The sequence below is a fragment of the Campylobacter concisus genome, assembly GCF_003048675.2.
GTDB classification, from domain to species: Bacteria; Campylobacterota; Campylobacteria; order Campylobacterales; family Campylobacteraceae; genus Campylobacter_A; species Campylobacter_A concisus_F.
On the sequence record NZ_CP060707.1, the window covers coordinates 1,970,055 to 1,991,559 of the forward strand.

22 protein-coding genes and 2 pseudogenes are annotated in these 21,505 nt (G+C 41.2%); 4 read left to right on the top strand and 20 right to left on the bottom strand.

The features are described from left to right. Positions 1–85 precede the first annotated feature (85 nt). The 7 genes and pseudogenes from CVT00_RS09805 to CVT00_RS09835 form a co-directional block, all read right to left on the bottom strand. Positions 86–268, bottom strand: a complete 183-nt coding sequence (locus tag CVT00_RS09805) for a hypothetical protein (RefSeq protein WP_107915202.1) — start codon at positions 266–268, stop codon at positions 86–88. A gap of 60 nt (positions 269–328) precedes the next feature. Next, positions 329–1,018, bottom strand: a complete 690-nt coding sequence (locus tag CVT00_RS09810; RefSeq protein WP_107915199.1) for a response regulator transcription factor — start codon at positions 1,016–1,018, stop codon at positions 329–331. A gap of 3 nt (positions 1,019–1,021) precedes the next feature. After that, positions 1,022–2,671 (bottom strand): sensor histidine kinase, encoded by a 1,650-nt coding sequence (locus tag CVT00_RS09815; RefSeq protein ID WP_107915197.1) that lies wholly within the window; start codon positions 2,669–2,671, stop codon positions 1,022–1,024. A 47-nt stretch (positions 2,672–2,718) separates the two neighbouring features. Beyond that, positions 2,719–3,339, bottom strand: a complete 621-nt coding sequence (gene dsbI / locus CVT00_RS09820; RefSeq protein ID WP_107915195.1) for a protein-disulfide oxidoreductase DsbI — start codon at positions 3,337–3,339, stop codon at positions 2,719–2,721. Positions 3,340–3,347: 8 nt separating this feature from the next. Then, positions 3,348–4,004 carry a thiol:disulfide interchange protein DsbA/DsbL gene (locus CVT00_RS09825; RefSeq protein ID WP_107915193.1) on the bottom strand — a complete coding sequence of 219 codons (657 nt, stop codon included), beginning with the start codon at positions 4,002–4,004 and terminating at the stop codon, positions 3,348–3,350. 134 nt (positions 4,005–4,138) lie between these two features. Continuing rightward, positions 4,139–4,411, bottom strand: a pseudogene (locus CVT00_RS09830) (type II toxin-antitoxin system YafQ family toxin). Continuing rightward, positions 4,401–4,598: a hypothetical protein gene (locus tag CVT00_RS09835; RefSeq protein ID WP_196376856.1), complete on the bottom strand. Its 198-nt coding sequence runs from the start codon at positions 4,596–4,598 to the stop codon at positions 4,401–4,403. Before CVT00_RS09835 ends, CVT00_RS09830 begins: the two are co-directional and overlap by 11 nt. A 136-nt stretch (positions 4,599–4,734) precedes the next feature. On the opposite strand from CVT00_RS09835, the gene CVT00_RS09840 reads away from it, so the two are divergent. Both CVT00_RS09840 and CVT00_RS09845 read left to right on the top strand, forming a co-directional pair. Beyond that, complete coding sequence (locus CVT00_RS09840) at positions 4,735–5,379, top strand: ferritin family protein (RefSeq protein WP_107915191.1); 645 nt, start codon at positions 4,735–4,737, stop codon at positions 5,377–5,379. A gap of 111 nt (positions 5,380–5,490) precedes the next feature. Continuing rightward, complete coding sequence (locus tag CVT00_RS09845) at positions 5,491–5,781, top strand: DUF5339 domain-containing protein (protein ID WP_002940734.1); 291 nt, start codon at positions 5,491–5,493, stop codon at positions 5,779–5,781. Positions 5,782–5,819: 38 nt separating this feature from the next. Here the strand turns inward: CVT00_RS09845 and CVT00_RS09850 are convergent, their stop codons facing one another. The 11 genes and pseudogenes from CVT00_RS09850 to CVT00_RS09905 all read right to left on the bottom strand — a co-directional run bounded on the left by CVT00_RS09850 (position 5,820) and on the right by CVT00_RS09905 (position 15,295). Continuing rightward, a complete protein-coding gene (locus CVT00_RS09850; protein ID WP_002940611.1) occupies positions 5,820–6,050 on the bottom strand; it encodes a DUF2798 domain-containing protein in 231 nt (76 codons plus the stop codon). Then, positions 6,047–6,193, bottom strand: a complete 147-nt coding sequence (locus CVT00_RS09855; protein WP_159071274.1) for a hypothetical protein — start codon at positions 6,191–6,193, stop codon at positions 6,047–6,049. Before CVT00_RS09855 ends, CVT00_RS09850 begins: the two co-directional genes overlap by 4 nt. 77 nt (positions 6,194–6,270) lie before the next feature. After that, complete coding sequence (locus CVT00_RS09860) at positions 6,271–6,951, bottom strand: putative quinol monooxygenase (protein ID WP_107915189.1); 681 nt, start codon at positions 6,949–6,951, stop codon at positions 6,271–6,273. A 13-nt stretch (positions 6,952–6,964) separates the two neighbouring features. Further along, positions 6,965–7,480, bottom strand: a complete 516-nt coding sequence (locus tag CVT00_RS09865; RefSeq protein ID WP_107915187.1) for a hypothetical protein — start codon at positions 7,478–7,480, stop codon at positions 6,965–6,967. Between the two features lie 50 nt (positions 7,481–7,530). After that, positions 7,531–8,967: a subtype B tannase gene (locus CVT00_RS09870; protein WP_196376857.1), complete on the bottom strand. Its 1,437-nt coding sequence runs from the start codon at positions 8,965–8,967 to the stop codon at positions 7,531–7,533. 10 nt (positions 8,968–8,977) lie between these two features. Next, positions 8,978–9,544 (bottom strand): flavin reductase family protein, encoded by a 567-nt coding sequence (locus CVT00_RS09875; protein ID WP_107915185.1) that lies wholly within the window; start codon positions 9,542–9,544, stop codon positions 8,978–8,980. A 20-nt stretch (positions 9,545–9,564) separates the two neighbouring features. After that, entirely contained in the window at positions 9,565–10,341 is a 777-nt protein-coding gene (locus CVT00_RS09880; protein ID WP_107915183.1) for an SDR family NAD(P)-dependent oxidoreductase, read from the bottom strand. Beyond that, positions 10,338–10,979: an NAD(P)H-binding protein gene (locus CVT00_RS09885; RefSeq protein ID WP_107915181.1), complete on the bottom strand. Its 642-nt coding sequence runs from the start codon at positions 10,977–10,979 to the stop codon at positions 10,338–10,340. Before CVT00_RS09885 ends, CVT00_RS09880 begins: the two co-directional genes overlap by 4 nt. A 29-nt stretch (positions 10,980–11,008) precedes the next feature. Next, complete coding sequence (locus CVT00_RS09890) at positions 11,009–12,154, bottom strand: iron-containing alcohol dehydrogenase (RefSeq protein ID WP_107915180.1); 1,146 nt, start codon at positions 12,152–12,154, stop codon at positions 11,009–11,011. Positions 12,155–12,239: 85 nt separating this feature from the next. Further along, positions 12,240–12,944: an anaerobic ribonucleoside-triphosphate reductase activating protein gene (locus tag CVT00_RS09895; RefSeq protein ID WP_103558018.1), complete on the bottom strand. Its 705-nt coding sequence runs from the start codon at positions 12,942–12,944 to the stop codon at positions 12,240–12,242. Positions 12,945–13,012: 68 nt separating this feature from the next. After that, a pseudogene (locus CVT00_RS09905) lies at positions 13,013–15,295 on the bottom strand (ribonucleoside triphosphate reductase). A 302-nt stretch (positions 15,296–15,597) separates the two neighbouring features. Between CVT00_RS09905 and CVT00_RS09910 the strand changes: the two are divergent. After that, positions 15,598–16,041, top strand: coding sequence for a hypothetical protein (locus tag CVT00_RS09910; RefSeq protein WP_103557808.1), 444 nt, complete (start codon positions 15,598–15,600; stop codon positions 16,039–16,041). Positions 16,042–16,101: 60 nt separating this feature from the next. Here CVT00_RS09910 and CVT00_RS09915 read toward each other — a convergent pair whose 3' ends face one another. Both CVT00_RS09915 and purB read right to left on the bottom strand, forming a co-directional pair. Beyond that, positions 16,102–18,477 carry a ribonucleoside-diphosphate reductase subunit alpha gene (locus CVT00_RS09915; protein WP_103557809.1) on the bottom strand — a complete coding sequence of 792 codons (2,376 nt, stop codon included), beginning with the start codon at positions 18,475–18,477 and terminating at the stop codon, positions 16,102–16,104. Between the two features lie 341 nt (positions 18,478–18,818). Beyond that, positions 18,819–20,150: an adenylosuccinate lyase gene (gene purB / locus CVT00_RS09920; RefSeq protein WP_107915176.1), complete on the bottom strand. Its 1,332-nt coding sequence runs from the start codon at positions 20,148–20,150 to the stop codon at positions 18,819–18,821. Between the two features lie 187 nt (positions 20,151–20,337). Here purB and CVT00_RS09925 point away from each other — a divergent pair, with 187 nt between their 5' ends. Further along, complete coding sequence (locus CVT00_RS09925) at positions 20,338–21,267, top strand: pseudouridine synthase family protein (protein ID WP_107915174.1); 930 nt, start codon at positions 20,338–20,340, stop codon at positions 21,265–21,267. Positions 21,268–21,505: the final 238 nt, after the last annotated feature.

A 21,505-nucleotide genomic window follows, 5' to 3' on the forward strand; every position in this document is an offset into this window, starting at 1 on the left:
GTTTTTGTTCATCAAAATGATATAGTAGTTGATAAAATAACCCAAAAATGTCACAAAATTTTTTTCATTTTAAACGTATAAATTCTTAATCAAAAAAGCCTTTATCTAGCCTTATTGCAACTAAATTTAGACTTTTTATATCAAAATGTTTTTTATTTATAACTATCATAAATTTATACCCACTTGTGACATAAATTTTCTTAAGTTTATCTATCAAATTTTGCAAATTTTCATCTCTTTTTCTATAAATTTTAGCTTGTAGTGACATAAATTTATCACTACCTTTAAGATATTATTAGATAAAAATATTAATTTTGCTATTTTGAATTTATGCTTTTTCACACTCAGCTACTAAGATATACCCACTCTCGCTGATGTTTTTAAATTTAACGCCAAGCTCGCGTTTTAGGCGCAAAACGACATTTTGTATAGCAGCCTTGCTCACCTCGGTGCTCTCATAGACAAATTCCTCTATCATCTCGTAGGTCACGAGCTTGTTTAGGTTGTAAGCAAATAGCCAAAATATCTTATTTTGCAAGAAGCTAAGGTATAGCTCGCTGCCATTTTTATAAATTTTCTCTCTTTTTAAATTTATACTCACCTCATCACTTAGGCGCACTAGCTTCTCATCTCGCTCAAAGCTTAGGCTTATCAACATCGATCTAAGATCCTTTATATCGATAGGCTTTTTCAAAAACAAGATCGCCCCCTGCTCATAGCTCTTGATCAAATTTTCATCGCTATCATACGAGGTAAAGACGATAAATTTCTGATGAGGTTTTAGCTTTTTTATCTCATTCATCATCTCAAAGCCATTTAATACTGGCATGTGAATGTCGCTCATCACGATGTCAAAGCCCTGCTTTTTAAATTTCTCCAGCCCATCTTGCCCATCTTTTGCGCCTACGACCTGACCACAGTATGGCTTAAGCCCAGTGATGATGAGCTCCCTTGCCATCTCGTCATCTTCAGCTACTAAGATAGATACTTTTTTTAAAATTTCTAGTGCCTCTTGCATCTTTTAACCCTTTAAATTCTTATCAAAGCTTAGCTCAAAAATCGTTGGCTTTAGGTTGTGCACAAGCGTGATGTCGCCATTTAGCTTCTCACGTGCGAGCTTTTTAGCAAAGTAAAGTCCTATGCCATTTCCTTGCTTTTTAGTCGTGTTTAGCCAGGTAAAAATTTTCTTACTCATCTCGTAGCTCACGCCGCCACCACTATCATAAACGCCGATGTAGCACTTATCTTCAAAGCTTCTAAATTTAAGCTCTATCACGCGTTTTAGCGGCTCATCTTTGTAGCTTTCAACTAGTGAGTCCTTTGCGTTGTGGATTAGGATTAGCAAAATTTGCTGGATGATGTTTTCTATCTGACAGACCTTCATCTCTTCAAAACCGCTAAATTTCACGCTCACATTTGCACGGCTAAGCTCTGTGTGCATAAGTGTTATTAAATTTCTAATGCTTGTTTGGATGTCAAATTCGCTAACATTTTCAGCGCTTTTGTAAAAATTTCTAAAAATTTCGATTGTTTTTGAAAGAAGCTCGATCGAGCTTTGCCCTTTTTTTAATAAACTTAAAAGCTCCTCATCACTTAGCTTGCCCTCTTTTTTTAGCATTATCGCCGAGCTTAGCATCAGTTTTAGCGAATTTACTGGTTGGATGAACTGATGACTTATGCCGCTTATGAGCTCCCCAGCCTCACTCATCTTGGCTCTGTGCGCTAGCAAGGTCTCATACTCATCTTGCACCTTTTTTATCTTGTTATACATGAAGTTGTGCAGGCTGTTTGCCAAAAATGCAAGTGCGACGAAGGCAAAGAGTAAATTTAGAGCGTTTTTTAGCGCCTCTCTTGTCATGGCTAAAATTTCTTCTTCGTTGTTTGTGCCAGCTCCGATAAACCAGTTCATCGTCGGTATCTCGGCTACTTGGATCAAATTTTGCCCTATCTTTAGGCTAGTGATGTCCTCATCTTTTAAAAATAGCTCCTTAAATTTCTCCTCTATCTCTCTTTTAAGCGTCGCATCAGCCATCGATGTGAGGATCTCGCCGCTGTGAGTTACTAAAAATGAGTAAGAATTTGGCGCAAGGCTAAAGTTTTTGATACTATCAAAGATAGTGCCTATGCGCACGACACCGCAAAGTGCCGCCTCAAATTTCGCGTCTTTTTCAACTGGCACGCATAAATTTAAAGTAGAGTCATTTAAAATTTTGTGATTTTGCATGAAATTTACGCTTGGGGCATTTGTATTTTTTGTCTCGACATACCAGATAAGCCCCGCTCGCTCACGCTTTGACATCACCTCTTCTGAGATCTTTTGCCCATCTACAAAGATCTCGCCATCCTCTCTTAGAAGCTGCATGAGATCAAATTCTTTTGCATTTTCTTTAAATAGCTTTATGAAATTTGCCACCTTAGCATCGTCATCTATGATGCCAGAGTTTTGGATAAATTTTGACGCACGGATGAGCGAATTTAAGCGCTCATCAAGCCAAATTTGAAAGTTGCTAACGATGTTTTTACTAACTGCGATGTTGTTTTTATCAGATAGCTCGATGATCTTTTCTTTTGCATTATTGTAGCTGTTTAGCCCAAGAAGCACGACAAAGAGGCTTGCTAGCAAGATGATCGCATAAATTTTAATATTTTGTGATTTTAAATTAATACCCATGCGCGCAGTATATCCTAAGTTAGCCCAAAAATAGGGCTAACTAAAATTTATTTCATAAAAGATAAGAGCTTTGAAACAAGCATAAGTGCAAGCACGACAAAACAAATGCTAAAGCCAAGTAGCGTGCAATCTGCCATCGACATAAATTTAGAAGACGGCACAAGATACCAGCCGTCTGCGTAGAGATCTACTATGCTCTTTTGCAGATCGCTTAGCACCGCGCCGTCAGGCACCATAGGGCTGTCGTAGCCGCAGTCGCCTGTAGGCATAAACCAGTCAGGCGCCCACTTCTCAAGCGGCAAACCAAATGGATAGTGTGGCTCAGTAGAGCAGCCCTGCACGCCAAAAGGATCATCACCATGCACCGCGTCGTGGATTTTAGCTAGTTTTACGCTATACATTATGCCCTGCACCGCTCCCCAAAAGGCAAAGAGATAGCCAACTAGAGCAAAGAGTAAATTTTTAGGGTTTATGATAGCTATCACTCCGCCAAGCGCCATGCATAAAAAGGCAAAACGTATATAGACGCACTGCTCGCAAGGGGGCATATAGGCGTAGTTTTGAAAGAGCGAGTGCGCAATGATAACAAGCGCGATGCTCACAAAGACCAGGATCGCCCAAGAGATGCGTGAGTCTTGAAATTTAGCCATTTTTTTAAAAAAGCTCATGTGGCGCCTTATTTTTTAAGAAGCTCTTCGATGAGTGCTGCCATGCCGTCAAGTGAGCTGATTGATTTTGTCATGATGAGATATTTGCCATTTACGACAAATGCTGGCACGCCTTGAATTTTAGCCACCTCATAGCTCTCATCCCACTTTTTAAGTAGCTCAGTCACTTTTGGATTAGCTAGCTCTTTTTCGTAGTCTGCTTTGCTAACGCCAGCTGCATCAAGTCCAGTTTTCAAAAAGCCCTCAGCGTCTTTGCCATCGCCCCAGCGCTCTTTTTTGTCATGATAAGCTTTGTAGTAGGCAAATTTAGCCTTTTTAAATAGCGAATTTTCATCAAATAAGCTCACTCCCTTTGCCTCGTCCATAGTGATAAGCACGGCAAAGACCTTGCTCGCAACCTCACCGTAATCGCCCTTTGTCTTTAGGTGAAATGGCTCGTATTTTAGGCCAGGAATTTTCTCAACTACCTTTGGAGTGACGCTCTTGTCGTACTTGTAGCAAAATGGGCAAGCGTAGCTAAAAACCTTAACTAGTGTATTTTGTCCGACACTTAGTGGCTTTTCGAGCTTGACATAGTCCTCGCCCTCGCTAAATGCACTTGCACTAATCGCTCCAGCTACCGCAACGGCAAAGATAGCCTTACTAAATTTAGATAGAAAACTCATAATATTCTCCTTTGGATGATTTATTTTGAGTTATTCTACAACCAAGCTCAACCGCACTTTTAACGCTAGAATAAATTTTGGCTGAAATTTGTCTATTTTAAATTTATGATGATGGATTTTGTTTTTTATTAAATTTACTGAAAAAGTTCGCTATGACTTCCTATTTCAACGCATGTAAGAAGTAAAATTTCGTTTTGTTTTTTATATATCAAGAGCAAGTCTGGCTTAACATGACACTCTCTAAAGCCTTTATAGCTTCCAATAAGAGCGTGATCTTTATACTTTGATGCTAATTCCTCGTTATTTGCTAACTACCAGATGATATCTTTAGTTAATTTTTTTTCGTTTTCATTTAGCTTTTTAAAAGATTTTTTAAAACTCTTTGAATACTCTATCTCAAGCATCAAGGCTCTTTTCAAATTCTTCAAATGTTTTAAATCTCTCTACTTCGCCATTTTCGATCTCTTTGATAGCTCTATCAAGCCTTGAGACTTTATCTCTTTGCTCAAATTCTACATTTGCCTGCCTAGCCATCTCTTTTATAAGCTCGATAAATCCATAGTCAGCATTTTTAAAATCAATCGTTGTAGTCATCTTACACCTTTAAATTTTTATCTTATTATAACTTCAAATTTATAAAAATAATATACGTTATCAATAAAAATTATTATTTACATATTTCATTTATTAGGTTATAATCGGCTCAAATTTTATCAAAATAGGAGTCAAAATGAGACAATACGAAACATACAAATGCGAGAAATGCGGCAACGAGATCGAGGTTCAAAAAGTTGGCGGCGGCACATTAACCTGTTGCGGCGAAGAGATGAAATGCGTGACTGAAAATTTAACAGCGGTAAATTTGATGAAGGCATTTGCTGGCGAGTCACAAGCTAGAAACAAATACGAGCTTTACGGCGACCTAGCCAAAGAAGCTGGCTACCACGCGATAGCTAGACACTTTTACGAGGCAGCTGAAAACGAGAAATGGCACGCAAGGGCTGAATTTAAGAAATATCACGAGATGATGAACGATCCGATCGATAAGATGGATAAAAATTTACTTGACGCTGCAGCTGGCGAAAACTACGAGCATACGACGATGTATCCAGACTTTGCAAAGATCGCAAAAGAAGAAGAGTTAAAAGATGTTGAAAGGTTATTTAACGCGATCGGCAAGGTTGAAGTTGAGCATGAGAGGGAGTATTTAGAGCTTAAAAAGATGCTTGATGAAGAGGGCTTTTTTGAGAGCGACGAAGAAGATATCTGGGTTTGCGAGGTGTGCGGACACGTTCACAGAGGCAAAAAAGCTCCAGGCGCTTGCCCACTTTGCAAAGCTCCAAAAGAGTATTTTAAGCGCGAATTCTTAGGCTAAAAATAGCCAAAATAGCCAAGGCGCTTGTCTTGGCTAAATTTATAATTTTTTAAGCACACAACCACTATCAAAAATGTTATACTTTCGCATACTTTTTCACAAGGAGAAAAAATGAAAAAATCACTTCTAGTTTTAGCCACTCTTGGCTTTGCACTAAGCCTAAACGCTGCAGATCTTACAGATACTTGCAAGTCTTACTTCTCAGACATCGATAAGATGGTCGAAGCTTACAAACAAGCTGGTCAAGAGCAACAAGTAAAAATGTATGAGGATCAAAAGAAACAATCAATGGATCAACTAGCTTCTTTACCAAAAGAGCAACAAGACGCTACTTGCAAACAAGCTAAAGAGATGTTTGCTCAAGTAATGGATCAAATGAAAAAACAAGGTCTTTTAAAATAAAACTCCATGTGGCTAGGCTCTCTAGCCACACTTCAAATTTACCCCTCTTTTTTACATAAATTTTGCGTGATCTTTGCAACAGACGGCGAAACTAGCAAAAGCACAGGATACGCCACTACAAAGGCTTTTACATAAGCAATTAGCCAAATTTTCACAAAACCATCAACAAAGCCAAGGTTAAGATACGTCAGCACAAATGACATAAAAAACGCCATAAATGCTGACATTATAAACGCAAAAACATATCTATAAAATTTCGCTGGTATCATGAAATCTTGCCCATAATAGCCTTAAATTCTCTAACCACATACTCAACATACTTTATAAACCACCCTCTATGCTCGGCAAAAAGCTCCTCAGCCCTCTCTTTTGGTATGAGATCTGTTTTTAAACTAATAGTAACGATAGACATCTTTTTCCTTTAAATTTACTTGCAAACAAATACGCCCGCCTTATAAATGGCAAAAGCAGATCTTTTTCATAAATCTCCTAAAATTTTACCTTGCTAAATGAGATCTCGTTTTTTAGGCCAAAGCCGTCAAATTCATCTATTAGCCTAGCTCGCTCTTTGGCGTAAGCCTTGTAGTTTTCGCTGTGGCGGTAGCTCTCAAAGCTAGCTTCGTCTTTGTAAATTTCAACCAGCACCCACTTGTTAGGCGCATCCTTTTGACTAAAAGCAAACTGCGCGTAAGCACCATCATCTACGCTTTTTTGCATATATTTTTTGATGATCTTTTCAAATTTCGCATCGCTTTTTGCCTTAAGGCTTAAGTTTGTGATGTGAAAGTAGGCATCTTTTAGGCGCTCTGGCGTTAAATTTTTTGAAAACGCAGCCTTTTTTTTCACGTTTATAGCCTTTTTGCTAGCTAAAATTTCAGCGCTTGCGCTTGCAAATTTCTTAAAATGCGCCGAGCCTATATGCTTTTTATAAGCTGCCTCGTCCTTGTAAAACTCAAGCACGTAAAATAGCTCTGGCTTGCTCTTTGCGCTCGCAAAAAAGATCGCCTGCGTGCCTGGCTCGCTCTTTGAGCTTAGGATATTTTCCCTGCCAAGCTGCTTTAACAAAGTCTTGTTATTTGGTGTCACAAGCAGCTCATATAAGCTCACTTTCGCCTCCGCCCCAAAGGCAAACGCCGCCAAAACTGCTAGTAAAAATAGCTTTTTAAACATCAAATTCCCCTTATCACTTCGCCTTTTTCATATCAGCCTTAGCTTTTATCTCTTCTGCGCCTTTTAGATCGATCTGCGCTTTTTTAAAGGCTTTACGTGCTTTTTCTAAGCGGTTAGAATTTTTCGTGCTTGGGTTATCATCATAGGCTTTTTCTGCCTCTTCTAGCTTAAATTTCTTGTCGCCATAGCTCTTTTGCGCTTTTTCAAGGTCATTTGTAGCTTTGTCGCCACCTAGTAGCTCAGCCTTTGATGTGACCTTGCCAGTTACTGGGTTTCTACCGATAGTCATATCTAGTTCGCGTTTAGCTCTAGCAGCTGTTCCGCGATTGACAAAGCACTCTTCTTTTCCACCAATTAATCTTCCACCTATATCAAGCGGTAAATTTTTTGGATCATCACAATCAACCACTTCTTCTTTAGCTTCTCCTCTTAAATGTTTATTAAAAACATCAGATCCATCATAGGCATTTAAATTTATGCAACCAACAAATCCTACAGCAAATGCTGCAATTAATGCTTTATTTTTCATTTTTACTCTCCTTGAAAATTTTTAAATTTCTCATACTTTCTCCTTTAAATTTATTTTTCTAAAACTCTTTTCATCCAAGCAAAAAGCTCGTCTAGATCGTAGTCACCGCCGTGTCCTTGCCCCCAGACCGCTTCAAAATCAACCTCTTTGCCAGCATTTTTAAGCGAGAGTGCGAGCATAGCAGGCACGGCAAGCGCTAGGTCGGTGTCGTTTGTGCCCTGCCTTATGCGGTAAAATTTCGCTCCATTTTTGTTTGCGGTGTAGTTCATCGCATTCATCATCTTTATGACGCTAGCCTCCGCCATCTCGCCGCCACTTCGCTCTTTGGCAAATTTAGTAAAGTGCTTTGCAGGCGTTTTGCTGTCGCCAAAAAGGTCGTTTTCAGCATTTTCAAGAGCTAGGCCGTCAAAGGCAACTGGTGCTTTGGCGCGCTTTAGCGAGGCGATGAAGTCCTCAAGCTTAAACGTATATCCAAGCTCGCAGCCCTGCGTGTCAAGAGTTATAAATTTAGGTGTGAGCGTGCTTTTGTCGCTGTTTTTTGTAGCGGTAAATGCCTTTGAGATGAGGGCGTTTATATACTCTTTGAAGCTGCCCTCGCCATTTTCATCAAGGCTTAGTGCGTGGCCTTTGGCGTCTTTTAAATTTAGCGAGTTTAGATAGGCTGGGAATTTGACTTTTAACTCACGTGAGAGCTCTTTTTGTGTGGCATTTAGCTCGCCTACTATCATCTTTGGCTTTTTGCTCCTGTCGTTAAAGCTAGCCGCGTCAAGGCTTGCAAAGTCTATCCTTTCAAATTTATCCAAATCCCCAAACATCCACTCATACGCCTCGTCCTCGTGCTCTAAATTTGTAACAGGACAATAGGCTGAGACTGCATAAATTTGATCGTCCGCCTTTGCAGCGCCTAGCTCGTCAAGATATGGCTCATACTCTTTTGCGTTTGCGCTAGCGCCAAGCAGTGCCGACATCGCACCACCTGCGCTCGTGCCATTTGAGATGATCTTATTTGCGTCGCCTGGCATAAATTTATCGTTAAATTTTAGATATCTAACGGCCGCTTTTAGATCAACTATCGAAGCTGGGGCTTTGCCGATGAAGCGCTCGCCATCTTTTAGCGTCCTACCCCTAGCGCCAACGCTTGCCACGACGTAGCCTCTAAGAAGCGCTTCGAGAGTGGCATTTGGCTTTTCGTTTTTAATTTCTGGCTTTTGCGGTTTAGCGCTCATGTAGCCACCGATAGCGTTTGGCATAAAGATAGCCCCTTTTTGGTCGCTAAATTTACCCTCTGGCACGTAGAAATTTAAGACCTCATAGTCGCTAGCTGGCTTTGCCACATAGACTATGCCCTCGTAAGCTCTAAATTTAAGCGTCCTATCACCAACTTGCACGCTTTTTAGCTCAAATTTACTCTCATCAAATTTAAGTTCATTTCCAAAGCACGCACCAGCCAAGCAAACCGCCAAAACTAAGTATTTTGCGCTTTTCATACTTCGTCCTTTAACCAATAATGGCTGCCTTTTCCTCAAATTTCGCCGCTCCGTCAGCATAAAACTGCCCGCCAGCTATGTAGTGAGGCGTCCTTAGACCATCATCTAAATTTTCAAATTTCCAGTGACCACCCTCAAAAACGCGCGTATCGGCGTAGGCTGCCAAGACTTTGGCCTTAAAGAGGTCAAACTCACTCTCGTTTTTGGCGTCTTTGATGATCTCGCAAACCATGTAGGCTGCGCACTCTTTTAGCAAAGGCACGCCATTTTCGTAAAACATCTCCACGCCAGCAAGCTTCTCTTTGTCGCTGTGCATGCTGGTCGTGCCAAGTCTTGCGATAAGGGCGGTATCTTTGAAAAATGGCACGCAAAGGCCAAATTTACCGCTCTTTTCAAAAAGCGTGCGCGTAAATGAGCCAGAGGCTACGACTGCTGTTATCTTGTCGTAGTCTAGCGGGCAGACCCAAGAGGCGCTCATCGCGTCCTCGACGCCCTCGTGGCTTGCGCAGATGATGAGCGTTGGGCCGTGGTTGATGAGGCGGTAGGCCTTGTTTAGATCAACTTTTTGTAGTGCCATTTTGCTTCCTTGATTTGGCTTTATTTATCTATATTTTTTGCATCATACTTGAGGGCATAGTCAAATTTTGGCTTACTTAGACTAAACTCAAAGCTATCTCTATCGACCGAGCCAACGCAGCAGTGGCTATCATAAAGGCGAAGCAAAAACTCTGCCATCTGCTCACTCGTGTGGTACTTTTTAAACGCCTTGTCGTAGTCATAGCTCTCTTTGCTAGTTGCCACCATGCCAAATTCCGTCTTTGTGGCAGCTGGGGCCAGCACTTTTGCCTGCATTTTCGCCTGCTTGTCCTGTGCTAGCTCGTGGTAAAGCCCCTCGCTAAAGGCACTTACGAAAAATTTGCTAGCGCAGTATGTGACGGCGTTTGGCACTATCTTGTAGCCGCCTATTGAAGAGATATTTATAAGCTGCGTATCTTTGTCTTTATATTTTTTCATAAATAGCGTTGAGAGCGTGACAAGTGAGATGATGTTTAAATTTATCATCTGAGTGATTTTTTCTAAATTTTGCTCGCCGACCTTGTTATAGTCGCCAAAGCCAGCGTTGTTTATAAGCGCTTTTAGCTCAAATTTTTCTAATTTTTGCCAAAGAGAAAGGACATTTTCTTGCTTTGAAAGGTCACAAAGCTCTATAACCACATTGACATTTGCAAATTTAGCTATCTCGCTTTTTAAATTTTCTAAAAGCTCGCCCCGTCTTGCGATAAGGATCAAATTCTCCCCGCGCCTTGCAAATGCCTTTGCCGTGGCCGCTCCTATGCCTGAGCTTGCCCCAGTGATGGCGATGTATCTTTTCACTTCGCATACTCCATAGGACTATAAATTTTGACACCCTCGCTGTGGTCATCTTGCGCTACTTGCACGATCACTTTAGCGATATCAGCTGCCTTCATCGGACGATACTCGTCGAAAAAACCTTTTGGGATAAATTTAAACGCCTTTATCGCCATGTACTCGCCAAGTCTAAATTCCTTTCTCTCAGCCTCGATAAGTGGCAGTCTAGCGATGTGAAATGAGCTATATCCAAGCTCTTTTATCTTTGCTTCTGCTTGACCTTTTGCCTTTAGGTAAAATGAGCCTGACTTTCTGTTTGCGCCTGCTGCTGAGAGCAAGACAAAGCGTTTTGCGCCGCACTCCAAGCCAAATTTGGCAAAATTTATCGGATAGGTCACATCGACTTTGTAAAACTGCTCTTTGTGCTTTGCCGCTTTCATCGTCGTGCCAAGCGCGCAAAATACATCATCAGCGATAAATGGCACCTCATCTTTAAAATCATCAAAATTTACTATCTTTACTTCAAGCTTTTCATGGGTAAATTCTAGCTCATGCCTAACAAGGGCGACCACTTTGTTATAGTGCTCACTCCCACATAAATCCTTTAAAATTTCACTTCCCACAGCGCCGCTGGCTCCTGCTATAAGGGCGACTTTTTTCATGTTTATCCTTTGTAAATTTTGGATAAATTCTATCTCGCTAAGGCAAAAATTTCGCTTATGGCCTCTTTTGTATAAATTTGCTCCAAGCCCCTGCCCTTGGCGTAGTCATAAACTAGCGCCATGATCTCGTCTAAATTTGACTCATCAACGCCGATTTCTATGAGGCTTGTTGGTGTGCCGATCTTGCTAAACCACTCTTTTAGCTTCTCTATGGCTACGTCTGCGTCATCAACGCCAAAAATTTCTTTACTAAAGCGCTTAAACGCCTTTAAATTTCTACTCTTATACCACTTCATCCAAGCTGGCATAACCACACTTAGCCCAGCTCCATGCGCGCAATCAACCACCGCACCTATGGCGTGCTCGATCATGTGATTTGGATATGAGTAGCCAGCAGTGCCAACGTATGTTAAGCCATTTAGCGCCATCGTAGCAGCCCAGGCAAACTCGCCTCTAGCGTCGTAGTTTTCAGGCTCTTTTAGTAAAATTTCAGTCGTTTTCATAACCGTTTTGATGTTTGCTTCGATGTATAAATTTATAATCTCAGGCTGGATGCTCGCCGTAAAGTAGCCCTCGATGCTGTGAGCGATGATGTCTGAGGCTGAATAGACCAAGTACTCCTTGCTAACGCTTGCTTGAAGAAGTGGGTTTATCACCGACACTTTTGGGTAAAGACAAGCGCCGTGCATGGCAAATTTCTCTTTTGTGGCTTCGTTTGTGACGACTGCGCCGCCGTTCATCTCTGAGCCAGTTGCAGCTAGTGTTATGATGTCAAAGATCATAAGCGCTTCTTTTGGGCATTTGCCAGTAAAAAAGTCCCAAACATCGCCGTTATACTTCGCTCCAGCAGCCACAGCTTTGGCCGTGTCAAGCACCGAACCACCGCCTATGGCTAGCACGCTATCGACGCCTTGCTTTTTAGCTAAATTTATAGCCTCATTTACCTTGCTTAGCACTGGGTTTGACTTCACGCCGCCTATCTTGCAAAACTCGATGCCATTTGCGCTTAGGCTCTTTGTGGCGATGTCAAAAAGTCCGTTTTGTATGATCCTATCGCTACCATAGATGATGAGTGTCTTTTTTGCGCCAAATTCTTTCATATATTTGCCGATGTTTTGCTCTTTGTCTTTGCCAAATTCTATTTTAGTTGGGTTTAAAAAGCTGAAATTTTGCATAGTTTTCTCCTTGTTTGCTTTTGTGATTTGGTGTAAATTTTAGTTAAATTTTCTTATTTTTAGCTATTTTTAGTCTTTGCTAAATTTAGAAATTTCTTAGTCTGATAGGTAGTTTTGATGTGATCTTATCTGGATCGAAGCTGTTTTTTGGATCGCCTAAACCTCCAAAATTTTCGCCAGTGTTAAAGAATTTTTGTAAGAAATAATCCCCTCTATACCCAAGCTCGTAAAGCAGCTCGGACATCTCAGAGATATCCTTTTCGCTTAGCAAGTCCGCATGCACGGTCGTTCTAACTTCAAATTTAAAATTTATCTCAAGCAGGTATCTAAGCGTGGCGGCAAATTTCTCATATAAATTTGAGCCAGTGATGCCTATAAATTTCTCTTTTGGAGCTTTAAAATCAAGCGCGATGTAATCAATCAGCCCCTCATCTATCGCCTCTTTCAAGACGTCACGATACGAGCCGTTAGTATCTACTTTTAAGCTAAAGCCACGCGCCTTTACCTCACGTGCTAGCCTTAAAAAAAGAGGGTGTGCTGTGCATTCGCCACCGCTAAAGACGATGCCATTTAGCTTGCCGACCCTGCGGTCTAAAAAGTCGCAAACTTCGCTAAAACTTATAGTGCCATTTGACTTTACGACCTCGATGTTGTAGCAGTATCCACAGCGCATATTACACCCTGCAAACCAAATGACAGCTGCCACTTTATCAGGATAGTCAAGCGTCGTAAATGGCGTTATACTAAAGACTTTTTGCAAGTTTTGACCCTTTTTTAAACTAAAAGGCACAGGGGCGTGCCTTTGGTTTGCATTTTAATTGATTTTTTTAAATTTATTATTGTTTTTAGGCAAGAAATTTATCTTTTGCAGCAACTTGCGTATTCGTCAAATTTAACACGCTCTTTGTGCTCGCCTTTTTTACCGAGATTAAAGCTCTCAACTGGTCTGTGATAGCCCATAACACGAGTATAGACCACGCATCTTGTGCGTTTGTCTTGCACTTTTTCTAAGATTTCTTTTTCTGTCATCTTCTCTCCTTATTTGGATTTTTTCTTTTCATTTTCTATAAGCTCTGCATCACAAAGTGGGCAAAACTCATGCTCGCCAGCTATGTAGCCATGCTTTGCGCAGACGCTAAATACCGGCGTTATCGTGATGTATGGGAGTTTGTAGTTTGAGATTATACTCTTTACAAGCTCTTTGCAAGCTTTAGCCGAGCTGATGCGCTCTTTCATATATAGGTGAAAGACGGTGCCGCCAGTATAGGCGCTTTGTAGCTCATCTTGCAGATCAAGCGCTTCGTAAGCGTCGTCTGTGAAATTTGCAGGTAGCTGGGTTGAGTTTGTGTAGTAGATATTATCCCCCTCGCCTGCTTGGATAATGTCTGGATAGCGCTTCTTATCCTCTTTGGCAAAGCGGTAGGTAGTGCCCTCAGCTGGTGTGGCCTCAAGGTTGTATAAATTTCCGCTCTCTTCTTGAAATGTCCTTATCTTATCACGTAAAAAGCCAACCATCTCAAGGGCAAATTCACGTCCAAATTTAGTTGAGATGTTCTCTTTGTCGCCAGTGAAATTTCTAAGTAGCTCATTCATGCCATTTATGCCGATCGTGCTAAAGTGGTTGTTAAAGTGCTTTAGATACCTAGCTGTGTAAGGATAAAGCCCTCTGTCATACATCTCTTGTATAAATTTACGCTTCTTCTCTAGGGTTGATTTAGCTAGCTCTAAAAGGTAGCTTAGTCTGTTGTAAAGCGCGACCTTATCGCCTTTGAAGTTATAGCCTAGGCGGGCTAAATTTATAGTCACAACTCCGATCGAGCCAGTCATCTCAGCACTTCCAAAAAGACCTCCACCGCGCTTTAAAAGCTCTCTTAGATCAAGCTGCAAGCGGCAGCACATAGAGCGCACGTGGCCTGGTTTGTAGGCGTTTTCGTTTTCTATCTTGTTGCCATTTTCGTCGTAAGTGTATTGTGAGCCGATGAAATTTTGAAAGTAGCTTGAGCCCATTTTTGCGGTGTTTTCAAAGAGCACGTCGGCTACTTCGCTATTCCAGTTAAAATCCTCTGTGATATTTACCGTTGGTATAGGAAATGTAAAAGGCTGCGAGCACTTGTCGCCAGCTGTTAAGACCTCGTAAAATGCTTTGTCTATGCGCGCCATCTCAGGCTCGAAGTCCTTGTAGGTCATATCGATCAAATTTTTTCTGCCACGCTCGTTTGCTTTTTTCAAAATTTTCTCATCTTTTACATTTGTAAAAAGGTGTATATCATCGCTCGTTGGTATCTGATCCCTTAGGTCGCTTGGGCAAGTGATGTCTATGGTTACGTTTGTAAATGGGCTTTGTCCCCAGCGTGCAGGGACGTTTAAGTTGAAAATAAAGCTAGTTATCGCCTTTTTGATCTCGGCGTCGCTTAGATCGTCTTTAAAAACATAAGGCGCAAGGTAGGTGTCAAAGCTAGAAAACGCCTGAGCGCCCGCCCACTCGCTTTGCAAAATGCCTAAGAAATTTGCCATCTGATAGAGTGCTTCTCTAAAGTGCTTTGGCGCTCTGCTCTCGACCCTGCCACGAACGCCGTTAAAGCCCTCATTTAGCAAGGCTCGCAGGCTCCAGCCAGCGCAGTATCCTGTAAGGCAGTCTAGATCGTGGATGTGGTAGTCGCCGTTTCTGTGAGCTAGCCCCTCCTCTTTGTTATAAACAGCGTCTAGCCAGTAGTTTGCTATGACTTTGCCAGCGGTGTTGTTGATAAGGCCTGCGTTTGAGTAGCTCGTGTTTGAATTTGCAGAAATTCTCCAGTCGGTGCCGTTTATATATTCATTTATCGTCTGGGTTGAGTTTATATAGGTCGTATCTTCGTTTAGGCCTAAAATTTGTTCGCGTTGGAGCTTGTGCGTGTGGCGGTAGAGCATGAAGCTCTTTAAAACTTCAAAATGTCCGCCGTCAAATAGCTCTTTTTCGATCGCATCTTGGATGTCTTCGACTGTTATCGCGCTTGATTTTTGAAAGATATCTTGGACTACGTTTGTAAAAACTTGCTCGTCATAAGCTTTATTTTCGCTTGCAAATGCCTTTTTTATCGCATCTACTATCTTGTATGCTACAAATTCTTGCCTTGTGCCATCTCGTTTTAAAATTTCACGCATCACTTGCTCTTTTCTGATTGTTTTTTTTGATATGGAGTTTAAAAGTATAGGACAAGAAAGCTTAAAAGATAGATAACTATTTTATTTTGTTTAATAATATTTATCAAAAAATATAAAATTTTAGAGAGTTTTCTTAAGTATATTTTTACGTATTTTAAGTATTTTAAAATAAAATTTAATTATTTTACTTAAATAATTATTTTAGTTTTACTTTTTAAAATAATAGATTTAAATTTTTCTTCCATATAGATCTTTATTTAATTTATGTTAATATTAGTCGATTTTCAAAAAAAGGAGTTTCAATGAAAAAAATCACAATGCTCGCCCTAGGTCTACTTTTGGCTGGCTGTGCATCATCCAACGGTGTAAAATCACCCGAAGATGGCATGATGAAAAGCTTTGCAAAATGCGCCCTAAAATCAGATAGTACAGTCATTATGCTAGTACCAAGTCGTGGCTTTCTTGCTGACGCAATAGCTAGCGCAACAACTAGTGTTTCAAACAACGACGGAGGTTTTTACAACAATCTAACGGATAAAATACAAGAAGGTGTGGATGCCTTTGTCATCTACGGCGAAAGTGGGATGAAAACAGAATCGCTCATGACAAATATCTTTACGAGACTAAAAGAGCGTAACGTAAATGGTATGCAGTTTTGTATATCAGCAGGAATAGAAAAGAGCGAGAAGCTAAGCAAGCTAGCAGATGAGCTTGGTATAAAATTAAGTTTTGTGACACTTCCGTAAATTTATAAATTTAATAGACAATTTAAAAATTTAAGAGAGAAATTTCTCTCTTAAATTTAACTACTGACATCCCTCACACTCGATCGAGCGGTCTGCTACGTCGTTTAGCTTTTCGCTGTCTGGACTTTCAGAGCGTAGATAGTAGGTTGATTTTAGTCCGAGCTCCCATGCAAGCGTGTAAATTTCACTTAGGTATCCGCCGCTTGCTTTGTCTAAGCTCATGAAGATATTTAAGCTTTGACCTTGATCGATCCATTTTTGGCGGATCGCGCCTGCTTTTATGAGAATCCTTTGATCAAGCTCGTAAGCTGGCGTGTAAAACTGCCACGTATCAGGGCTTAAATTTGGCACGACATTTGGGATCATGCCACTTAGGTTGTGCTCAAACCACTTGCGTTTATAGACTGGCTCGATGGTCTGAGTAGTGCCAACAAGGATCGAGATCGAGCTAGTTGGAGCGATCGCCATTAGGTAGCCATTTCTCATGCCATCGCGCTTGACCTTTTCTCTTAGCTTGTCCCAGTCGCAGACATTTTCGTCAAATAGCCCGCCTTTATCGTTTAAAAGGGCTTTTGCGTTCTCGTTTGCGGTGTCTATCGGCATGATGCCTTTGCTCCATTTTGAGCCTTCAAATTTTGGATAGACGCCCTTTTCTACGGCTAAATTTGAGCTAGCATAGATGGCGTTGTAGCTTATGTTTTCCATTATGCTATCAATGAGCGCCAAATGCTCATAACTGCCCCATTTTACATTTTTCTCAGCTAGCATTTGCGCTTCGCCCATGACGCCAAGGCCGATCGAGCGAGAGGCTAGGTTTGTGTGTTTTACCTTTTTGTGTGGATAGAAATTTAGATCTATCACGTTATCAAGCATCCTGATAGCTATCGGCACGACACGCTCGATGTCCTCTTTGCTGTTTATCTTGCTTAAATTTATACTTGCAAGGTTGCAAACTGCCGTTTTGCCCTCGATGCTCTCTTTTTCTACGATGAAAATTTGCTTGCCTTTTAGGCTATCAAGCGCGCTAAGCTTTTTGGCTTTTTTAGTTATGCCACTATCGACCGTGATGTCTTCTTCTTCGTCAAATAGCTCCTCGCCGCCATCTTCATAAGTGATCTTGATCTTATAGTAGTTTGGCGCTGTGTTTTGGAAAATTTCGGTGCATAAATTTGAGCTTCTGATGATGCCCTCGTGGTCGTTTGGATTTGCTTTGTTGGCATTGTCTTTAAAGCATAAAAATGGCATGCCCGTTTCAAAATAGCTAGTTAAAATTTTCTTCCAAAGCTCTTTTGCAAGGATGGTGTTTTTCTGGATATTTTCATCGTTTTCATACTCTAAATATCTCTTCTCAAACTCCTCGCCGTAAAGGTCGCAAAGGTCGCTTACTTGAGCTGGGTCAAAGAGGCTCCAGCGGCCATTTTCTTTGACACGCTTCATAAATAGGTCGTTTATCCAAAGCGCAGGGAAAAGCTCGTGCGCGCGGCGTCTCTCTTCACCTGAGTTTTTACGAAGATCGAGAAAATCGCTCACGTCCATGTGCCAAGGCTCGATATAAACAGCGATCGCGCCCTTTCTAGTACCTAGCTGATCGACCGCTACTGCGATGTCGTTTGTCACTTTTAAAAATGGGATGATACCGCCAGCTGCGTTTTTGTGTCCGTCGATACTGCCGCCCATCGCACGCACCTTGCTCCAGTCCCAGCCTATACCGCCGCCAAATTTTGAAAGTAGCGCCATCTCTTTGTAGCTATCAAAAATGCCCTCGATATTATCAGGCGTACTGCCTACGTAACAGCTGCTTAGCTGGTGGCGTGTAGTCCTTGCGTTTGAGAGCGTTGGGGTAGCTAGCATCACTTCAAATTTAGAGATAAGATCGTAAAATTTCTTAGCCCAGCCTTGGCTGTCTAGCTCGTTTTGCGCAAGAAACATCGCTATCGCCATAAACATATGCTGTGGCAGCTCGATAGGCATACCGCTCTTGTCTTTGATGAGGTAGCGATCATAAAGCGTTTTGATACCAAGATATGCAAACTGAAGGTCGCGCTCAGGCTTGATGTATGCGTTTAAATCCTCTAAGTCGTACTTCTCTTTTAGTCCAGGGATGATGCGGCCTACCTTTTCGCCCTTTGCAAGGTAGTCTTTTAGGTGGTTGTAGCCGTTAAAGCCAGTCACTTTGTGATAAAGGTCGAATAAAAATAGTCTTGCAGCGACAAATGTCCAGTTTGGGCGGTCAATGTCGATCTTATCAACTGCTGTTTTTATAAGAGTTTGCTGAATTTCCTCAGTCGTTATCATATCTCTAAACTGAATTTTCGCATCTACCTCAAGCTCACTAAGACTTACATTGCTAAGCCCTAGAACCGCTTCGTTTGTATATTTTTTGATCTTGCTGATATCAAGCTCTTCTGTTCTGCCGTTACGTTTTATAACTTTCAAAAATATCTCTCCGTTTTAAATTTTAATTTGAGATTTTATCCAAAAAGATATAAAAACTCTCTTTGCTAAATAAATAAAAAATGATAAAAATAGAGCTTATCAAGTGCTTTAGCCAAAGCTCTCATATATGAAAACAAACAGTGCAAAAATGCCAAGTGTGATGACCCAGTTAAACGGCCGCCGTTGCTGCTAAATTTGATAAATAAATTTAAAAGGGTAGCGGTTGATTTGTGACTGGGGCAAAGTTGTTAAATTTACTCGTGACGGCTGCGATGGATACGCTAAAGCTGTTTGTGATTAGGGTAGTTGCAAGGGGCTAAATTTACCCCTTGCGTTTAAATTTATTTGCCAAAAACTCTGGCGAAAATTCTATCTACATTTTTGGTGTAGTAGTTGTAGTCAAAGCACTCTTTGATCTCATCTTTGCTAAGGCTCTTAGTTAGGTCCTCGTCGGCTAGTAAATTTTGTAAAAATAAGCTGTGACCTTGCTCGTCTATCGCTTTTTTGCCCTCTTGCAAGTCCGCCCAGACCTTCATAGCATTGCGCTGAACGATCTTATAGGCGTCCTCTCTAGAAATTCCACGCTGTGGCAGCTGTAAAAGCACGCGCTGTGAAAAGACTAGACCGCCTGTTAAATTTAAATTTTTCATCATATTTTCTGGATATACGACTAAATTTGCTATCAAATTTTTGATGCGAACCAGCATAAAATCAGCCGTGATAAACATATCTGGCAGGATAAATCTCTCAACCGAGCTGTGGCTGATGTCGCGCTCGTGCCAAAGTGCGACGTTTTCAAGAGAAGGCGTGACGTATGAGCGTAGCACCCTGCAAAGGCCGGTGATATTTTCGCTAAGCACTGGATTGCGTTTATGTGGCATAGCGCTTGAGCCCTTTTGTCCTGGGCTAAAGTACTCCTCCGCCTCATAAACCTCAGTTCTTTGGTAGTGCCTAATGGCAACTGCGATCTTCTCGCAAGTAGAAGCCAAGATAGCCATGGCACTCACCACATGGGCGTAGCGGTCGCGCTGGATCACTTGATTTGACGCTGGGGCAGCTTTTAGGCCTAGCTCCTCGCATGTTAGCTCTTCAAATTCCATCGGAGCGTGGGCTAAATTTCCCATAGCGCCTGAGAGTTTGCCATAGCTGATCGTATCTTTTGCGTCTTTGATGAGCTTTAGCGCCCTTGCGATCTCGTCGTACCAGATGGCAAGCACAAGGCCAAAAGTTATCGGCTCGCCGTGGATGCCGTGGCTTCTGCCGACCATGAGCGTGTGCTTGTGCTCGTTCGCTCTGTTTTTGACCGCCTGCATAAACTCCTCAACGTCGCTGATGATGAGTTCTAGGCTCTCTTTCATCTGAAGTGCGACGGCTGTGTCGATACAGTCGCTTGAGGTCATGCCGTAGTGTACGAACCTGCTCTCCTCGCCAAGGCTCTCGCTGACGCTTGTTAAAAAGGCGATAACGTCGTGCTTTGTCGTCTTTTCTATCTCGTCGATGCGAGCCACTTCAAATTTAGCATTTTTGCAAATTTTCTCGCAGTCACTGTCGCTTATGAAGCCAAGCTTATTCCAAGCTTTAACGGCAGCTTTTTCTACCTTGAGCCAAGCGTCGTATTTTGCTTGTATGCTCCACTTTTCAGCCATCTCTTTGCGTGAGTATCTTTCGACCATTGTTGAACCTTTTGTGTTAGTTTGCTTTTGTCCTGAAAGTATAAATTTGGCTTTTTGAGCCAGAAATCACGTCGTGCAATTTCTCTAAATTTAAGTTTTGATTATATAAAATCCGGGCTGAAATGTCGGTTATACGCTTATAAATTTGGGCTTAAGATAGCTCACTCGTTTTTCAAAAGGATCATTTTTGCCCTACGTAAATAAATTTATCATTACTGCAGATCACCAAAAAGCTTATGAAATTTTACTGCAAAATGGCTTTAACATGAGCCAAACCCAGCGTCTCATCGATAAAGGCAGGCTGATCTGTGGCAGCAGTGTCGTGAGCGAGAAAAATGCCGTTTTGTGTGGCGATGTCTTTTTGATCGACTATGAGGCCAAACCAAAGGGACTAAAGCCGATCTTTGAGTGCGAGAGCTTTGCGGTATTTGACAAGCCAAGCGGCGTGCTAAGCCACCCAAATGGCAGACACTGCGACTACTCGCTAAATGATGAAATTTACACACTTTTTGGGCGAGATGCGAGCGTGGCACATAGGCTGGACTGCGAAACAAGTGGCGTGATAGTCGTGGGAAAAGATAGAAATTCTACGATAAAGCTAAAGAAAATCTTTGAAAACAGAGAGGTTTTTAAAAGCTACGTCGCGATGGTGCAAGGCAAGATCGAGCGAGAATTTACGATCGATGCTAAGATGGATCTAGCGAACAACTACGACGATGTGAAAATGCGAATGCAAATTTGTGAAAATGGCAAGAGCGCAGTGACTAAAATTTTGCCGATCAGATATTTTGACGATATCGATACGACTTTAATTCGAGCTATCCCGCTCACTGGCAGGCAGCATCAAATTCGGTTGCATTTGTTTCATGTGAAACACAAGATCCTTGGCGAACCACTTTATGGTTTGTCTCGTCCGCAGATCGAGAAAATTTTAGACAAAGAGATGAGCGAGCGTGAACGGATAAATTTAACTGGAGCAAAAAGGCTTTTACTTCACTCAGACGAAATTTCATTTAAATTTGATGAAATTTTTTACACCATAAAAAGCAAATTTGACGCCGAAAATGAGTTTTATAAATTTGCAAAAGAAGCAAATAATAAAACATTTAAATTTTAAAAAGTCTTTCTAGTAAAAATAATTTATAAAATTTTTCATAATTTTGCTTTTAAATTTGAAATAGAGTTTCTGTTAAAAGATAGAATTAAATTTTAGTAATCAACTTTGTATTTTTGTTTTTCACCCACAAAATTTCATGCCAAATTTCTTAGATATTATTTTGAGGCTTTATTTTCCTCTTTCAAAACTTTTATAATCAACCCAAGTCCAACACCAGCAACTATTACTATAAAAACTA